Consider the following 16,377-nt stretch of genomic DNA (forward strand, 5'->3'; position numbering starts at 1 on the left):
GGAGAGGGAGGGAAAATACCTACTTGAACAACGTATTCAATCTGTCTAACACCAGCATCGCGCTGTAATAATCCAGGCGGAACGTCTCCGTACCCAGCGCCCAGACGCGCTTGTTCTTCACTGAAGGCAGATGCGCCAGCAGCGGGTTGGCGTAAATCGCATCCACATCTTTCTCGTCGCCGGCAAACACAAACAGCCCTTCGCCGTTTAGTCCGGTTGCCAGGCTTTCACCGCCCAGCTGAATAATGTCGTGGCGCTTGCCCTGGCTTTTCGAGGTCTGTAACCCGGCGGGCAGGTCCGCCAGCGTAAAGCCCAGCTGGTGCAAAAGCTTGCCCTGCGCCGATTCCTCCGTCCACAGGTTAGCGCTGCGCGCGGCGGCGGTGTAGACGATGGCGTTCACCGGCTGCGGCGGCAGTTTCATCTGCTGTTTCACCTGCGCGAGCTGCTTATCAAAAGCGGCAATGCGCTCTGCGGCCTGCTTTTCCTGTCCCGTAATGGTACCGAGCTGCGTCAGCAGTTCCTGCCAGCTCTTGTCGTCGTAGTTGATGATAAGCGTCGGGGCGATGGCGGAGAGCTGGTCGTACAGCGCCAGCGCGGAATCCCCGCCGGTGGCGCTGATTAAAATCAGGTCCGGCATCTGCGCCGCGACCGCTTCGGCGCTCGGCTCGCCGATGTACAGCCGCGCGACCTTGCGCTGTTTAGCGATATCCCCCCACTGGCGCAGAAAACCCTGCGCGTCCGCCACGCGGTTGTTCGGCGCGGTTGCGCCGCTGGCGACGACCGGGGCGTCAATCGCCAGCAGGGAGCCGGTTAAGGTCACGCTGGTGGAGACAATGCGCGTCGGCTTGCTCTCCAGGGTATGCACGCCGCGGCTGTCGGTCACCTGACGTGGCCAGTCGGCAGCGGCGGCTGAGGTAAGTCCTAAAACAAAAAGTCCGAATAAAAGCAGGGGAGTACGACAAACGGCAGGGAATTTCACAGCGCGGTATCCTGTTTTTGTTGAAGATAATGCTTCTCATTTTCATGGTTGCCGCGAAGGGATGCAAGCTTTTGTCGCACAAGTTATTTGCCCGACGGTTGACAGCGAAGCGATGTGGGATTAGGTTAGCCTCGAAAATATAAATGATAATCATTATTGCTTCTTTTATCATTTGAGGAGGATGATATGGATACGTCCCTGGCTGAGGAAGTTCAGCACACCGCGAGCACGCTGCAATCAGACCGCTTTTTCTTTATGTCGCCTTATCGCAGCTTTACCACGTCCGGCTGTTTTGCCCGCTTCAATGAACCCGCCGTTGGCGGCGACGATCCGGCGGGTCCGTTCCAGCAAAAATTAGCCCAGGCCTTCCGGAATGCAAAAGCCAGCGGCATTGCTCACCCGGTGATGGTGGGGGCTATCCCGTTTGATACCCGCAAGCCCTCGTCGCTGTTTATTCCACAGCGCTGGCAGACGTTTTCTCGCCCGGCGCGTCAGCAGTCTTCACGCTTTTTCTCCGGCTCGCAGGCGCTGAAGGTGGAACAACGCACCGAGATCCCGCCGCAGCCCGTGTTTGAAGAGATGGTAGCCCGCGCGGCAGCGCTGACCGCCACGCCGCAGGTGAACAAGGTGGTGCTGTCGCGCCTGATTGATATCACGACCGACAAACGCATGGACAGCAGCGCCCTGCTGGAGCGCCTTATTGCCCAGAACCCGGCGAGCTTTAACTTCCACGTGCCGCTGGAAGACGGCGGCGTGCTGCTCGGGGCAAGCCCGGAGCTGCTGCTGCGCAAAGAGGGTGCGCACTTTAGCTCGCTGCCGCTGGCGGGTTCCGCGCGCCGTCAGCCGGACGACGTGCTGGATCGCGAGGCGGGCAACAAGCTGTTGGCCTCCGAAAAGGACCGCCACGAGCACGACCTCGTGACCCAGGCGATGAAGGCCGTTCTCGCGCCCCGGAGCCATCACCTCAGCATGCCTGACTCTCCGCAGCTCATCACCACGCCGACGCTGTGGCATCTGGCGACGCCCGTGGAGGGCGAGGCGCGTGAAAACGAGAACGCACTGACCCTGGCGTGCCTGCTGCACCCGACGCCGGCGCTGAGCGGCTTCCCGCATCAGGCGGCAAAAGAATTGATTGCCGAGCTGGAGCCGTTCGATCGCGAGCTGTTCGGCGGCATCGTCGGCTGGTGTGACAGCGAAGGCAACGGCGAGTGGGTGGTGACCATCCGCTGCGCGCGTCTGCATCAGAATAGCGTTCGCCTGTTTGCCGGCGCGGGCATTGTGCCCGCCTCCTCCCCGGTGGGCGAGTGGCGCGAGACCGGCGTGAAGCTCTCCACCATGCTCAACGTTTTTGGTTTGCACTAAGGAAGACTGATGACCATTCCCTTTACCCGCTGGCCTGAGGATTTTGCGCGGCGCTACCGTGAAAAAGGCTACTGGCAGGATCTGCCGCTGACCCACATCCTGACGGATCGCGCGAATAGCGATGCGGTCGCCATTATCGACGACGAACGTCGCGTGACCTACCGCGCGTTTAATGCGGCCGTGAACAACCTGGCTTCAGCCCTTCAGGCGCGCGGGCTGCAGCGCGGTGAGACGGCGCTGGTGCAGCTTGGCAACGTGGCCGAGTTCTACATCACCTTCTTCGCGCTGCTGCAAATCGGCGTGGCGCCGGTGAACGCGCTCTTTAGCCACCAGCGCAGCGAGCTGAACGCTTACGCCCTGCAAATCAAACCCGCCGTGCTGATTGCCGATCGCGACCACGCGCTGTTCGCGGGCGATGACTTCCTCAACGCTTTCGTGGATGAACACCGTTCGGTGCGCGTCGTCCTGCTGCGCGGTGACGGGGGCGAGCATGCGCTGGAGGCGGCGATTTCCCGCCCGGCGGACAATTTTATTGCTAACCCGACGCCCGCCGACGAGGTGGCGTTTTTCCAGCTCTCCGGCGGCAGCACCGGCACGCCCAAGCTTATCCCGCGCACGCATAACGATTACGACTACAGCATTCGCCGCAGCAACGAGATCTGCGGCATTACCGCCGAAACGCGTTACCTGAACGCGCTGCCCGCGGCGCATAACTACGCCATGAGCTCGCCGGGATCGTTAGGCGTCTTTACCGCGGGCGGCTGCGTGGTGCTGGCGAACGATCCGAGCGCCACGCTCTGCTTCCCGCTGATTGAACAGCATCAGGTTAACGTCACCTCGCTGGTGCCGCCTGCGGTTAGCCTGTGGCTGCAGGCCATCGCCGACGGGGCGGGCAACGCGCAGCTTAAATCGCTCAAATTGCTGCAGGTGGGCGGCGCGCGCCTTTCCGCCACGCTCGCGGCGCGTATTCCGGCCGAGATTGGCTGCCAGCTGCAGCAGGTGTTCGGCATGGCGGAAGGGCTGGTGAACTACACCGGGCTTGACGACGCGCCGGAACGCATCATCAACACCCAGGGCCGCCCGATGTGCCCGGACGACGAGGTATGGGTGGCGGACGAGCACGGCAACCCGCTGCCGCGCGGCGAGGTCGGGCGTCTGATGACGCGCGGTCCGTACACCTTCCGCGGCTATTTTAACAGCCCGGAACACAACGCCAGCGCCTTCGACGCCGACGGCTTTTACTGCTCCGGGGATCTGATCGCCATCGACGAGCAGGGCTACATCACCGTGCAGGGACGCGAGAAGGATCAGATCAACCGCGGCGGGGAGAAGATCGCCGCCGAAGAGATCGAGAACCTGCTGCTGCGCCATGAGGCGGTGATCCACGCCGCGCTGGTGAGCATGGAGGACAGCCTGCTGGGCGAGAAGAGCTGCGCGTATCTGGTGGTGAAACAGCCCCTGCGCGCGGTCGAGGTGCGTCGCTTCCTGCGCGAGCAGGGCGTTGCCGAATTTAAGCTGCCGGACCGCGTGGAGAGCGTGGATGCGCTCCCGCTAACGCCGGTCGGCAAAGTCGATAAGAAACAGTTGCGCCTGTGGCTTGCTGAACGCGCCCGGGGCTGAGGAACAAAGTATGGCTATCCCAAAATTAACCGCTTACGCGCTGCCAACCGCCGCAGAGCTGCCGACCAGTAAAGTGAACTGGGCGTTTGAGCCTGAACGCGCGGCGCTGCTGATCCACGATATGCAGGAATACTTCCTGAACTTCTGGGGCGAAAATAGCGCGATGATGCAGCAGGTGGTGGCGAACATCGCTAAACTTCGCGATTACTGCAAAGCGCACAATATTCCGGTCTACTACACCGCCCAGCCGAAAGAGCAGAGCGACGAGGACCGCGCCCTGCTCAACGACATGTGGGGGCCGGGCCTGACCCGCTCGCCGGAGCAGCAGCGTATCGTCGCTCAGCTGACGCCGGACGAAGCGGACACCGTGCTGGTGAAGTGGCGCTACAGCGCGTTCCACCGCTCGCCGCTGGAGCAGATGTTGAAAGAGACGGGCCGCAACCAGCTGCTGATTACCGGCGTGTATGCCCACATCGGCTGTATGACCACTGCCACCGATGCCTTTATGCGCGACATCAAGCCGTTCTTTATTGCCGACGCGCTGGCGGATTTCACCCGCGACGAGCACCTGATGTCCCTTAACTACGTGGCCGGGCGTTCAGGCCGCGTGGTGATGACCGACGAGCTGCTGCCGTCCGTTCCGGCGACCAAAGGCGCGCTGCGCGAGCTGATCCTGCCGCTGCTGGACGAGTCCGACGAGCCGATGGATGACGAAAACCTGATCGACTACGGCCTGGACTCGGTGCGCATGATGGCGCTGGCCGCGCGCTGGCGCAAAGTGCACGGCGATATCGACTTCGTGATGCTGGCAAAAAATCCAACAATCGACGCCTGGTGGGCGCTGCTCTCCCGCGAGGTGAAGTAATGGGATTTGATTTCACCGGTAAAACCGTCTGGGTGACGGGGGCGGGTAAAGGCATTGGCTACGCGACGGCGCTGGCGTTTGCCGAAGCCGGCGCGCAGGTGACCGGGTTCGACCTGGCGTTTCCGCTGGACGATTATCCGTTTGCCATCGAAACGCTGGACGTGGCGGATTTTGCTCAGGTCAGCGAGGTGTGTGGCCGTTTGCTTAATACCCTTGAGCGTCTGGACGTGCTGGTCAACGCGGCGGGTATTCTGCGCATGGGGGCGACGGACCAGCTCTCGCAGGCGGACTGGCAGCAGACCTTCGCGGTCAACGTTGGCGGGGCGTTTAACCTGTTCCAGCAGACGATGGGCCAGTTTCGCCGTCAGCAGGGCGGGGCGATTGTGACGGTGGCCTCTGACGCGGCGCATACGCCGCGCATCGGCATGAGCGCCTACGGCGCCTCGAAAGCGGCGCTGAAAAGCCTGGCATTGACCGTCGGTCTGGAGCTGGCGGGCAGCGGCGTGCGCTGCAACCTGGTGTCGCCGGGGTCAACGGATACCGATATGCAGCGCACCCTGTGGAAAAGCGACGATGCGGAGCAGCAGCGCATTCGCGGCTTTGGCGAGCAGTTTAAGCTCGGCATTCCGCTTGGCAAAATCGCCCGTCCGCAGGAGATTGCCAGCACGGTGCTGTTCCTCGCCTCCGATGCCGCCAGCCATATCACCCTGCAGGATATCGTGGTGGACGGCGGCTCCACGCTGGGGGCGTAGATGATCTGGAAACGTCACTTACCGCTCGAGGAGCTGAACGCCACCAGCCTGAACACCCTGGTGGCGCACCTCGGCATCGTCTATACCCGCATCGGGGACGACACGCTGGAAGCGGAGATGCCGGTGGATGCGCGCACCCATCAGCCGTTCGGCCTGCTGCACGGCGGGGCCTCGGCGGCGCTGGCGGAAACGCTCGGCTCGATGGCCGGGTATCTGATGACCCGCGACGGGCAGAGCGTGGTGGGAACGGAGCTTAACGCCACGCATCACCGCGCGGTGTCGCACGGCAAGGTGCGCGGGGTATGCCAGCCGCTGCACGTCGGGCGCTCCAGCCAGAGCTGGGAGATTGTGGTCTTCGACGAGCAGGGACGGCGGTGCTGTACGTGTCGGTTGAGTACGATGGTGTTGGGTTGATTTTGTGCGGTCTGTTGCCCTCACCCTAACCCTCTCCCACAGGGAGAGGGGACGGTTTAGTGCAAAATTAGAGCATAGAGACTACACGTCTGAGTAATCGAATTCTCGGCGCTATGGACGCTTTATCCAGCCACTCCGCCGGGCTGTGGAACCCGGCGCCAACCGGCCCGAAGCCGTCAAGCGTCGGGATGCCGAGCGCCGCGGTGTGGTTGGCGTCGCTGCCGCCGCCGACCGCCTGCCAGGTAATGGCGATGCCTTCCGCCTGACCCGCCGCTTCAACCTGCTGCATCAGCGCCTGGGTCTCAACGCTGGTTGCCATCGCCGGTTTGTGATTCACCCGCGCGAGCGTAGTGGTCACGCCGTCTAAAAAGCCTTTTTCACATAACGCCTCCAGCGCCTGATTCACCCGGTCGTACTCGTCGTTTTCCCAGAAGCGCACGTCCAGTTCTGCCACGGCGCTGTCCGCGACCACGTTCGCCGCGCTGCCACCCTGAATCACGCCGACGTTGAGCGTGGTGCCGCGATCCCAGTCGGTCAGCGCATTAATGGCGATGACGCTGTTTGCCAGCGCGGTAATCGCCGAGCGGCCTTTCTGCGGGTCGTTGCCCGCGTGTGCCGCCACGCCGCTGAAGGTGAGGTGATAGCCAGCCATGCCTTTACGCGCTTTCACCAGCGAGCCGTCGGCGCGGGCGGCCTCGCACACCAGCACGCAGCGGGAACGCTTAGCCAGCTCGCCAATCCATTCGTGGGAATAGACAGAGCCAGTCTCTTCGTCCGGGTTCATCGCGACGGCAATCGCGAGACGCTCGTTGTCTGCGGCGTCGAGCCCGCGCATTGCCCACAAAATATTCAGAAGTCCGCTCTTCATATCCGAGACGCCGGGGCCGTACAGACGGGTATCGTCCTCGCTCAGCGGACGCCCGGCCACGGTTCCAGCAGGAAACACGGTATCCAGATGGCCGACCAGCAGCACGTCGAACCGTTCCGCCTGCGGCTTGTTGCTGACGAAGACGCCGGGGCCCACCTTGTCGCCCAAATTCACCTGCTCCGTGTGCCAGCCCTCGCGCTGCCAGAGCTGCTGCATGATGCCTGCGACGGCTGCGACGCCGTCAATCGTCTGGGTTCCGCAGTCCACGTTCACCAGGGTTTTCAGTTCTTCAATGTAATGGTCAAGATTCATGTTCACGTCCTGTTCAGAGAATAATGCGCATCAGCAGCATGGCTAAAAATGCGTTGACGACCGAGATGGCGATCATCAGCGGAATGCGTTTGGCGCGGGTGCCGATCACCCCCAGAATGCGGCCCAGGTACTGCACCTGCGAGCCCATCAGGTAGATGGCGGGCGCCAGGATCGCCAGGTGCTCGCCGGTGAGGATGCCTTTATCAAACAGGCCGATGGCGACGCCGATCCCGCCGCCCATCGACATCCAGCCGCCAATCAGTACCGCGGCGGCCTCACCTGGCAGGCCGAACAGGCCCATTAACGGGGCGAAGATCGTGCCCAGCCCTTTCAGGGCACCGGTAATTTCCAGCGCTTTGATGATGATAAACGCCATCACCACGTTGGGCAGGGTGCTGCTGGTGGCAATGCTCCAGCCTTTGCGCGCGCCTTCGATAAACACATCGGTAATGACGGGGTTGGACTGTGGGGCGCTCATGCTGCTTCTCCTTTACCGGTGAAAGAGAGGATCAATCGCAGCAGATTGGCGCCCACGATTTTCATGATGAACATAACGGCGATACAGGCCCCGATGGAGGTAGGCACCGCAGCCGTGCCGTCAACGGCGACCAGCGTAAAGAGGATGGCGCCGGAAGAGAAAAAGTTGGTGATCATCGCCCCGGCGGAGAACTGGAACATGGCGAAGACGTCTTTCTCTTTTTCGCTGATTTGCCCTTCGTCTGACAGATTGCGGGTAAGCGACGCGCCCACGTCGGTGCTTTGCAGGCTGCCAATCAGCGCCAGCCCGGTGGTGCCGGGAATGCCCAGCAGCGGGCGCAGCAGAGGGGTCAAGAGCTTGCGGGCGGCACGCAGGGCGCCGTAGTGCTCCAGCACGTTGATCATCCCTAGCGCAAACATCACGGCCGGAATTAAACCGAGCGCGAAGAGAAACCCGTCCATCGCGCCGCTGCCGCCGGTGCCGCGAAAGGCGCTGCTGGCGGTCGTCAGGGTGCCATCCTCCAGGCTGGCTTTACTGACCACTTTGCCAAACGCGCCGTTGAGGGTGGTGAAATCAAAAACGCCGTACCACTCTTTTCCGCCCAGCAGGCCAGAGAAGAAAACGGCTGCAAACGCCAGGGCGAAGTACGCGCCGGGCCCGACCTTACTATCCTGAGGTACTGAACTGTTCATATCCTTTTCCTTGTATGCACGCCATTGCGCAGGATCATTCTGGCGAGGTTATAAGCAAAAAAAATGATACAAATCATTCCGTAAGGCAGTGCCTGGACGAAAAAGGCAAAAGTGTGACCGGTGACGGTACGAAAGTGATCGGCTTAACAATGTGGTGTAAATGTGTGGTTTGACCACGCATAATTGCGTTTCAAAGTTGTTAAATTTTATCCGTTGTTCTAGAAACAAAATGTAACATCTCACTGTTTCACAACAACGGATAACCACGATGAACAACTCAGGGAAATACCTTACATGGGCAGGGCTCTCCGTTGTGGGAGCCTTTGCCCTGGGCTATATCGCCCTCAACCGGGGGGAGCAGATCAACGCGCTGTGGATCGTTGTCGCCTCCGTCTGCATTTATCTGATCGCGTATCGTTTTTATGGCCGCTATATCGCGAAGAACGTCTTAGGCGTTGACGCGACGCGCATGACGCCCGCGGTCCGTCATAACGACGGGCTGGACTACGTTCCGACCGACAAAAAAGTGCTGTTCGGTCACCACTTTGCGGCGATTGCCGGCGCTGGCCCGCTGGTGGGGCCGGTGCTGGCGGCGCAGATGGGCTACCTGCCGGGGATGATCTGGATCCTCGCCGGCGTGGTGCTGGCGGGCGCGGTGCAGGACTTTATGGTGCTGTTCGTCTCCACCCGCCGCGACGGGCGTTCGCTGGGCGAGCTGGTGAAAGAGGAGATGGGGGCAACGGCCGGGGTGATTGCGCTGGTGGCGACCTTTATGATCATGGTGATCATCCTCGCGGTGCTGGCAATGATCGTGGTGAAAGCGCTGACCCACAGCCCGTGGGGGACGTACACCGTTGCCTTCACCATTCCGCTGGCGCTGTTTATGGGGATCTACATCCGCTATCTGCGTCCGGGCCGCATTGGTGAAGTGTCGGTGATTGGCCTGGTGTTTCTCGTGTTCGCCATTATCTCCGGCGGCTGGGTAGCGGAAAGCCCGACCTGGGCACCGTTCTTTGACTTTACCGGCGTACAGCTGACCTGGATGCTGGTGGGCTACGGCTTTGTGGCGGCGGTGCTGCCGGTGTGGCTCCTGCTGGCTCCGCGCGACTACCTCTCCACCTTCCTGAAAATCGGCACCATCGTCGGGCTGGCGATCGGCATTCTGATTATGCGTCCGACCCTGACCATGCCTGCGCTGACCAAATTCATCGACGGCACCGGCCCGGTCTGGACCGGCAACCTGTTCCCGTTCCTGTTTATCACCATCGCCTGCGGTGCGGTGTCGGGCTTCCACGCGCTGATTGCCTCGGGCACCACGCCGAAGATGCTGGCGAATGAAAATCAGGCCTGCCTGATTGGCTACGGCGGCATGCTGATGGAGTCTTTCGTTGCCATCATGGCGCTGGTCTCCGCCTGCATCATCGACCCGGGCGTCTACTTCGCGATGAACAGCCCGATGGCGGTGCTGGCACCTGCCGGCACCGCTGACGTCGTCGCGTCTGCCGCGCAGGTCGTGAGTGGATGGGGCTTTGCGATTACGCCAGACACGTTAACCAGCATTGCGAATGAGGTGGGCGAGCAGTCGATCATATCCCGCGCGGGCGGGGCGCCGACGCTTGCGGTAGGCATGGCCTACATTCTCCATGGCGCGCTGGGCGGGCTGATGGACGTGTCGTTCTGGTATCACTTCGCCATTCTGTTTGAAGCGCTGTTTATCCTGACGGCGGTGGATGCGGGCACCCGCGCGGCGCGCTTTATGCTGCAGGATCTGCTGGGCGTGATCTCCCCGAACCTGAAGCGTACCGATTCGCTCCCGGCTAACCTACTGGCAACGGCGCTGTGCGTGCTGGCGTGGGGCTATTTCCTGCATCAGGGCGTGGTGGATCCGCTGGGTGGGATTAACACCCTGTGGCCGCTGTTCGGTATCGCCAACCAGATGCTGGCAGGCATGGCGCTGATGCTCTGCGCGGTGGTGCTGTTCAAGATGAAGCGCCAGCGTTATGCATGGGTGGCGTTGCTGCCAACGGCGTGGCTGCTGATTTGTACCCTGACCGCGGGCTGGCAGAAAGCCTTCAGCCCGGACAACAAGGTGGGCTTCCTGGCGATTGCCAACAAGTTCCAGGCGATGATCGACAGCGGCAAGATCCCGGCGCAGTATACGGAATCACAGCTGTCGCAGCTGGTGTTTAACAACCGTCTGGACGCCGGGCTGACCATCTTCTTTATGGTGGTGGTCGTGGTGCTGGCGTTGTATTCTCTCAAAACCGCGCTGGCGGCGTTGAAAGTTGACAAGCCAACGGCAAAAGAGACGCCTTACGAGCCAATGCCTGAAAACCTGGAAGAGATTGTCACCCAGGCCAAAGGGGCGCATTAACCTGTGTGCCGGGTGGCGCTAGCGCTTACCCGGCCTACATTTCTGTGAGACCAGAATTATGTTCGACACCCTTTCCAAAGCAGGTAAGTACCTGGGCCAGGCCGCCAAAATGATGATTGGCGTGCCGGACTACGACAACTACGTCGAGCATATGCGGGTTAACCATCCGGACCAGGCGCCAATGACGTACGAAGAGTTTTTCCGCGATCGCCAGGACGCGCGCTACGGCGGCAAGGGCGGGGCGAAGTGCTGTTAACCCTCTTTCGGTAAATAGAGGCTGATCTGCTCCTGCTTACAGCCGTAAATGGCAGCGAGTTTTTCGCGGGTGCGCTTTTGCGGACGGGAGTCCAGCGCTTCCAGCTGTGACACGGCGGACTGGCTGATGCCGAGTTTCTCCGCCACCTCCTGCTGGGACATGCCGCGCAGGATGCGCCATGCGGCCTGCAGGCTGACGTTCTGCCAGGTCATGATGCTGCACACTTCTCCGGGCAATTCCACGTCATCCAGACTATCGTGTTCGACCTCAATATCCTCCAGATCGTCATCGGTTTCGTCGTCAATTTCTGCCATCTGTAAGTGCATACGAAAATATTCGTGATAGGGAATAACGACGTACTGCGTTTTCCCGTTATCGTCCTTGATTAGCTGTACAGCCATAGTTGGCACTCTCCTCATGCAGGTAAGTCGTTGAAGTTCTGCGCTTGACGGCCAAAACATAACAGTGGTTATCGGGATCGCCCCGAAGCGTATAGATGATGCGGTAATCGCCAACGCGTAGCCGGAAATGATCTTCTGTCGCCGATATTTTTTTGATATCGGGCCGGGGAGCTGAACGGTCATCCAGCTCGGCAAGCTTTACCTCAATGCGTCGCTGATACCGCTCGTCAATCTTTGAAAACGCCTTCTTTGCACCATTGGACCAGACAATCTTCATCCGTACCTCCACTGTACGCCCACACAAAATATAAGGAAATAATAAGACTATTAGATAAATTCCGAATTTCTTATGGGGGACTGTAGACTCGACAAACAGCGGAAAAAAGGGGCAAAACGCAAACCGTCGAAGCGGCTCGAAAAGGCCTCTGCCGAACGACAGAGGCTTGCATAATATCTGCGATCAGGCGTTCAACCCGCCGTCTACATCCAGCCCCGTACCGGAGATCTGCCCGGCGGCCGGGCTTGCCAGGAACGTCACCGCCGCCGCAACGTCTTCTGGCTGGCCGTAATGACCGATGGCAATCATCTGGCGCTGTGCTTCCGCCTGCTCCCCGTCCTCCGGGTTCATATCGCTGTTTGTCGGTCCAGGGTGAACAAGGTTAACGGTGATGCCGCGCGGACCTAAATCGCGCGCCAGGCCACGGGTGAGGGAGTTAAGGGCAGACTTCGTCATTGAGTAGACGGCAATGCCGGGCTGCGCCACGCGGTTAGCCAGACAGCTGCCGATGTTGATAATGCGCCCGCCGTCGGACATATGCACCAGCGCTTCCTGAATGGCGATGACCACCCCACGAATATTGACGTTGATAAGGGCGTCAATGTCCGCCAGCGTCATGGACTCCAGCGGGCCGCCGCGCGCGATCCCGGCGTTGTTGACCAGAATGTCCAGCCCGCCGAGGGAGCGCGCCGCATGGGTGACGGCATCCTGAATGGCCTGCGCGCTGGCGCTGTCGGCCTGCACCGCTTCACCGTGCCGCCCAAGCGCCTTAATTTCATCGGCAACCGCCTGGGCTTTGTCGGCAGATTTTTCATACGTAATAACCACGTCGGCACCGGCGCGCGCCAGCGACAGCGCGATAGCGCGACCCAACCCGCGGCTGGCGCCGGTAACCAGCGCCTTCTTACCTGTTAAATCGATCTGCATGATGACCTCGTTGCGAGAGTGGTGAGAATCATCATTAGGTATAGACGGTCGGGGCGGTTAACGGCTGAAGTATTCTACCTTCTCAAACGCCGCGCGCAGAACGTCAGGCGTTAACGTCACCGGCAGATAATGAATCGACTCGACCGGGCGCAGGGTGTGGGCAATGACCTTATCCAGTTCATCGCGGTTATGGATATCGACCTCCAGCGCGCGAAGCGTGGTCGGCAGGTTAAAACGCCGATACGCCGAGACCAGCTGGCCCAGCACGTCGTCCTGGCCGAGCAGGGCGCTTTGCACCAGAATGCCGTAGGCCACCTTGGTACCGTGGAGGTATTTTTCCGTCTGCGGCAGCACGGTTAAGCCGTTATGCACCGCATGCGCCGCCGCCACGCGCGTATAGCGTTCGCCCAGCCCGCCGACCATCCCGCCGCCGGCAATAATGGCATCCACCACGTCCCTGAACGCCTGGGTTTGTTCGCCGCGCTGCTGGTCAGCCAGCGCTTCCTCGCTGTGCTCCAGCAGCACGTCGCGGATCGCCAGCGCGCCGTTGATGCCCAGACGCACGGTCAGCGGCAGGTTTTCAGGCTGCGGCGCGAGCACCACCGCTTCGTACCACTTCGCCAGCGTATCGCCAATCCCCGCCAGCAGATACTCCGCCGGCGCGTTGAGGATGATTTGCGGCTCCACCAGCACCAGGAAGTTAGCGTCGTCGAAGATCTCAAACTGCAGCGCCTGACCGGCATCGTTATACCAGACGGAGAGCGGCGTCCACGCCGCACAGGTGGCAGCGACGGTAGGGATACCCACGAACGGCACGCCTAAACGACGCGCCACGGCTTTCACCGTATCCATCACCGCGCCGCCGCCAACGCCAATGACCACGCTCGCACCGCTGCCGGCTTCGTTCACCAGGTGAGTGACGTCGCGCTCGCTGCAGTGGCCCTTAAACAGCAGGTGCTTTGCGCCCGGCGCGTTAAAGCTCTCCGGCAGGAAAGGGCGCGCGCCTTCGATAGCGCGCTCGCCGTAAATCCACACCGCGCGGGAAAGCTGTTCCGGGGTAAAGAAGTCATGCAGATGCGCAAGGCTTCCGGGATGGGAGAAATAGTTCGCCGGGCCGGGGACGACGCGGATATCGGTGTTGCTCATGGAGGTGTCCTTTTTTTGGAAGCGCTAACCCGATGTTATGTCTGGACATCCGGATGGCTAATAATATTTCGCTTTATCTTATGCCTTTTCCGTCGTTGTCAGTCAACCGGAGCTGTGAAAAATTCGATAAATCAGAAGAGTAATGAAGGATTTACGCGGATGGTTTCCAGTCGCCTTGAGATGCGCGGTATCAGCCTGGCCTTTTCCGGCTTTCAGGCGCTGTCGCGCGTGAATTTCACCTTAACCGGCGGCTCCGTACATGCGCTAACCGGTGCCAACGGCGCGGGGAAATCAACGCTGATGGCGGTGCTGTGCGGCACGCACAACCACTATGAGGGTGAGATCAGCATTAACAACCAGCCGGTGACGATCCGCGAACCGCTGGACGCGAAACGGCTGGGGATCCACCTCGTACAGCAGGAGGTGGACGTAGCGCTGATCCCGGGGTTGAGCATCGCCGAGAACATCATGCTCGACCAGCTGGCGCAGCCGGGGCACCGCTTCAACTGGCGCACCGTTCGCCAGCAGGCGAGACAGGCGCTGGCGCAGTTGGACGTTTCTCTGGACGTACGCCGTTCCATCGACAGCTGTTCGCTGGCCGAAAAGCAGCAGATTTTGCTGGCACGCGCCTTGTCCCACCACTGCCGTTTTTTGATTCTTGATGAACCCACCGCGCCGCTGGATGCGCACGAGAGTGAGCGCCTGTTTGCCGTGGTAAGGCGCTTGAAGCAGCAGGGCATCGGGGTGGTGTTTATCTCGCATCGCATTCACGAGCTGAAGGCCATCTGCGACACCCTGACGGTGCTGCGCGACGGCAAGCTGATTGAGTCCGGCCCGATGGCGGACCTCAGCGGCGAAGCCATCGTCGAGAAGATGCTCGGCCACGTGCTGAGCGATATCTATCCGCCCGCACGACCGCCGCACGGCGGCGAAACGCTGCTGCGCGTGGAGGGCCTGTACGACGACGCGCTGCTGAAAGATATTTCCCTGCACCTGCGCAAAGGTGAAATTCTCGGCATCGCCGGGCTGGCGGGCGCGGGTAAAACCGAGCTCTGCAAGGCGCTGTTTGGCGCCAGCAGAAGCCGCGTGGCGCGCGGTGAGCTGAATCATCAGCCCTGGAAACCGCGTGACCCGGCGGATTCCGTGCTGCGCGGGCTGGCGCTGGTGCCGGAGGAGCGGCGCAAAGAGGGGATCTTTATCGATGAGCCGGTGAGCATGAACCTTGCCGTATGCGCCGATAACAGCTTTTCGCGCTGGAGCCTGTTCGGCCATCGTCAGGCGTGGCGCTGGGCGGAAGAGGTAATAGCCCGCGTTGGCGTTCGGGCGCGCGGGCCGGGGCAGGTGCTGCGCCGTCTGTCCGGGGGGAACCAGCAGAAGGTCGCCATCGGCAAATGGCTGCGCAATGACGCCAGCGTGCTGATATTCGACGAGCCGACCAAGGGCGTGGACGTGAAGGCCAAAACCGATCTGTTCCAGCTGATTGACGGCCTGGCGCGCGAGGGCAAAGGGGTCATTTACGCCTCCGGCGAATTTGCCGAGCTGGTGGGGCTGTGCGACCGCATCTGCGTGCTGTGGGACGGGCGCATCGTGGCGGAAATCGCCGGGGCCGAGGCCCGTGAAGAGACACTACTTTATTATTCAACCGGAGGAACGGCGCCGTGAGCAAGGCCCTTTCAGTGAACGCGGCGGCGTCTGGCCGTCAGCAGATTTTTGATTTTCTCTACAAGTGGGGCATGTTGCTGACCGTCGTCGCGCTGGTGGCCGTTTTTGGCCTGGCGTCGGACAACTTCCTCGACCCGAACAACATCATCAATATCCTGCGCTCGATTGCCATCGTGACGGTGATATCGATTGGCGTGTCGATTTCCCTGACCATCGGCGGGTTCGATCTCTCCGTGGGGTCAACGGCGTCGCTGGCGAACGCGCTGGTGATCTCGCTTTTCGTCTGGCACGGCTTCGGCACCACCGAGTCGATTCTGATCACCCTCGCGCTCTGCACGCTGGTGGGGCTGTTTAACGCTTTTCTGATCGTCATCCTGCGTATTCCCGACATGCTCGCGACGCTTGCCAGCCTGTTTGTGATCCAGGGCGTGGCGATGACCTACAGCTACGGCGGGTCGATTACCGAAAACATGGTGCTGCCGAGCGGCGACATGGCGGAAGGCACTATTCCGGCGGCGTTCAGCCTGCTGGGGCAGGTGCCAACCATCGTCATCATCATGCTGGTGGTGACGATTCTGGCCCAGCTTGGGCTATCGCTGACGACCCACGGTCGTCGGATGTACGCCATTGGCGGCAACCCGGAAGCCGCCCGCCTCTCCGGCATTCGGACCACGCGCTACAAGGTGGCGGCCTACGTGATTGCCTCTCTGCTGGCGGGCCTGGGCGGGATTTTGCTGGCGTCGCGCATTGGTTCGTCGCAGGTGAATGCGGGCGGCGGATACCTGATGGACGCGGTGGCGGCGGCGTGGATCGGCTTCTCACTGGCCGGTTCCGGCAAGCCTAACGCGCTGGGGACGCTTGTCGGGGCGGTCATTCTTGGCGTGCTGTCGAACGGGCTGGTGATGCTCTCCGTCCCGTATTACGCCATGGACATTATAAAAGGGCTGGTGCTCGCGGTAGCGCTGGCGATTACCTACATACAAAAACGCTGA

Annotated in this window: 17 protein-coding genes; 9 read left to right on the forward strand and 8 right to left on the reverse strand. The window is 61.1% G+C overall.

Going from position 1 to position 16,377, the window contains the following annotated elements; all coding sequences use genetic code 11:
- Positions 1-19 precede the first annotated feature (19 nt).
- On the reverse strand, positions 20-979 hold the full coding sequence (gene fepB, locus ACWHWP_RS06110; protein ID WP_447855250.1) for a Fe2+-enterobactin ABC transporter substrate-binding protein: 960 nt from the start codon (positions 977-979) through the stop codon (positions 20-22).
- 186 nt (positions 980-1,165) lie between these two features.
- Between fepB and entC the strand changes: the two genes are divergently transcribed.
- Genes entC through entH form a run of 5 tightly spaced genes read left to right on the forward strand, consistent with a single transcriptional unit; the run spans position 1,166 to position 5,992 of the window.
- Positions 1,166-2,341 (forward strand): isochorismate synthase EntC, encoded by a 1,176-nt coding sequence (entC, locus tag ACWHWP_RS06115; protein WP_447855251.1) that lies wholly within the window; start codon positions 1,166-1,168, stop codon positions 2,339-2,341.
- 9 nt (positions 2,342-2,350) lie between these two features.
- Positions 2,351-3,961 (forward strand): (2,3-dihydroxybenzoyl)adenylate synthase EntE, encoded by a 1,611-nt coding sequence (gene entE / locus ACWHWP_RS06120; RefSeq protein ID WP_447855252.1) that lies wholly within the window; start codon positions 2,351-2,353, stop codon positions 3,959-3,961.
- Positions 3,962-3,971: 10 nt separating this feature from the next.
- Positions 3,972-4,826 carry an isochorismatase gene (locus ACWHWP_RS06125; protein WP_063955480.1) on the forward strand — a complete coding sequence of 285 codons (855 nt, stop codon included), beginning with the start codon at positions 3,972-3,974 and terminating at the stop codon, positions 4,824-4,826.
- Positions 4,826-5,578, forward strand: a complete 753-nt coding sequence (entA, locus tag ACWHWP_RS06130) for a 2,3-dihydro-2,3-dihydroxybenzoate dehydrogenase EntA (RefSeq protein WP_059310785.1) — start codon at positions 4,826-4,828, stop codon at positions 5,576-5,578. The genes ACWHWP_RS06125 and entA overlap by 1 nt, the downstream gene beginning before the upstream one ends.
- Positions 5,579-5,992 (forward strand): proofreading thioesterase EntH, encoded by a 414-nt coding sequence (gene entH, locus ACWHWP_RS06135; protein WP_063429334.1) that lies wholly within the window; start codon positions 5,579-5,581, stop codon positions 5,990-5,992.
- A 67-nt stretch (positions 5,993-6,059) separates the two neighbouring features.
- Here entH and ACWHWP_RS06140 read toward each other — a convergent pair whose 3' ends face one another.
- From ACWHWP_RS06140 to ACWHWP_RS06150, 3 genes are read right to left on the reverse strand one after another with little or no spacing between them, the layout of a single operon-like run.
- Positions 6,060-7,172, reverse strand: a complete 1,113-nt coding sequence (locus ACWHWP_RS06140; RefSeq protein WP_447855253.1) for a M20 family metallopeptidase — start codon at positions 7,170-7,172, stop codon at positions 6,060-6,062.
- 13 nt (positions 7,173-7,185) lie between these two features.
- Positions 7,186-7,650, reverse strand: coding sequence for a YjiG family protein (locus ACWHWP_RS06145; RefSeq protein ID WP_047347137.1), 465 nt, complete (start codon positions 7,648-7,650; stop codon positions 7,186-7,188).
- Entirely contained in the window at positions 7,647-8,342 is a 696-nt protein-coding gene (locus tag ACWHWP_RS06150; RefSeq protein ID WP_059310788.1) for a nucleoside recognition domain-containing protein, read from the reverse strand. Before ACWHWP_RS06150 ends, ACWHWP_RS06145 begins: the two co-directional genes overlap by 4 nt.
- 268 nt (positions 8,343-8,610) lie before the next feature.
- On the opposite strand from ACWHWP_RS06150, the gene cstA reads away from it, so the two are divergent.
- Positions 8,611-10,716: a pyruvate/proton symporter CstA gene (gene cstA / locus ACWHWP_RS06155; protein ID WP_447855254.1), complete on the forward strand. Its 2,106-nt coding sequence runs from the start codon at positions 8,611-8,613 to the stop codon at positions 10,714-10,716.
- 58 nt (positions 10,717-10,774) lie between these two features.
- Positions 10,775-10,972 (forward strand): YbdD/YjiX family protein, encoded by a 198-nt coding sequence (locus ACWHWP_RS06160; protein WP_063955485.1) that lies wholly within the window; start codon positions 10,775-10,777, stop codon positions 10,970-10,972.
- Here ACWHWP_RS06160 and ACWHWP_RS06165 read toward each other — a convergent pair.
- The 4 genes from ACWHWP_RS06165 to ACWHWP_RS06180 all read right to left on the reverse strand — a co-directional run bounded on the left by ACWHWP_RS06165 (position 10,969) and on the right by ACWHWP_RS06180 (position 13,723).
- Positions 10,969-11,373, reverse strand: a complete 405-nt coding sequence (locus ACWHWP_RS06165; protein ID WP_447855255.1) for a helix-turn-helix domain-containing protein — start codon at positions 11,371-11,373, stop codon at positions 10,969-10,971. The genes ACWHWP_RS06160 and ACWHWP_RS06165 overlap by 4 nt on opposite strands.
- Positions 11,345-11,650, reverse strand: coding sequence for a type II toxin-antitoxin system RelE family toxin (locus tag ACWHWP_RS06170; protein WP_447855256.1), 306 nt, complete (start codon positions 11,648-11,650; stop codon positions 11,345-11,347). The genes ACWHWP_RS06165 and ACWHWP_RS06170 overlap by 29 nt, the downstream gene beginning before the upstream one ends.
- Positions 11,651-11,833: 183 nt before the next feature.
- Positions 11,834-12,577 (reverse strand): SDR family NAD(P)-dependent oxidoreductase, encoded by a 744-nt coding sequence (locus tag ACWHWP_RS06175; RefSeq protein WP_059310793.1) that lies wholly within the window; start codon positions 12,575-12,577, stop codon positions 11,834-11,836.
- A 57-nt stretch (positions 12,578-12,634) separates the two neighbouring features.
- Positions 12,635-13,723, reverse strand: coding sequence for an oxidoreductase (locus ACWHWP_RS06180; protein WP_447855257.1), 1,089 nt, complete (start codon positions 13,721-13,723; stop codon positions 12,635-12,637).
- A 159-nt stretch (positions 13,724-13,882) separates the two neighbouring features.
- Between ACWHWP_RS06180 and ACWHWP_RS06185 the strand changes: the two genes are divergently transcribed.
- Together ACWHWP_RS06185 and ACWHWP_RS06190 are read left to right on the forward strand one after the other, a co-directional pair.
- Positions 13,883-15,385: a sugar ABC transporter ATP-binding protein gene (locus tag ACWHWP_RS06185; RefSeq protein ID WP_447855258.1), complete on the forward strand. Its 1,503-nt coding sequence runs from the start codon at positions 13,883-13,885 to the stop codon at positions 15,383-15,385.
- On the forward strand, positions 15,382-16,377 hold the full coding sequence (locus tag ACWHWP_RS06190; protein WP_447855259.1) for an ABC transporter permease: 996 nt from the start codon (positions 15,382-15,384) through the stop codon (positions 16,375-16,377). Before ACWHWP_RS06185 ends, ACWHWP_RS06190 begins: the two co-directional genes overlap by 4 nt.

Source organism: Enterobacter sp. WI-ESBL-E8 (assembly GCF_053364895.1).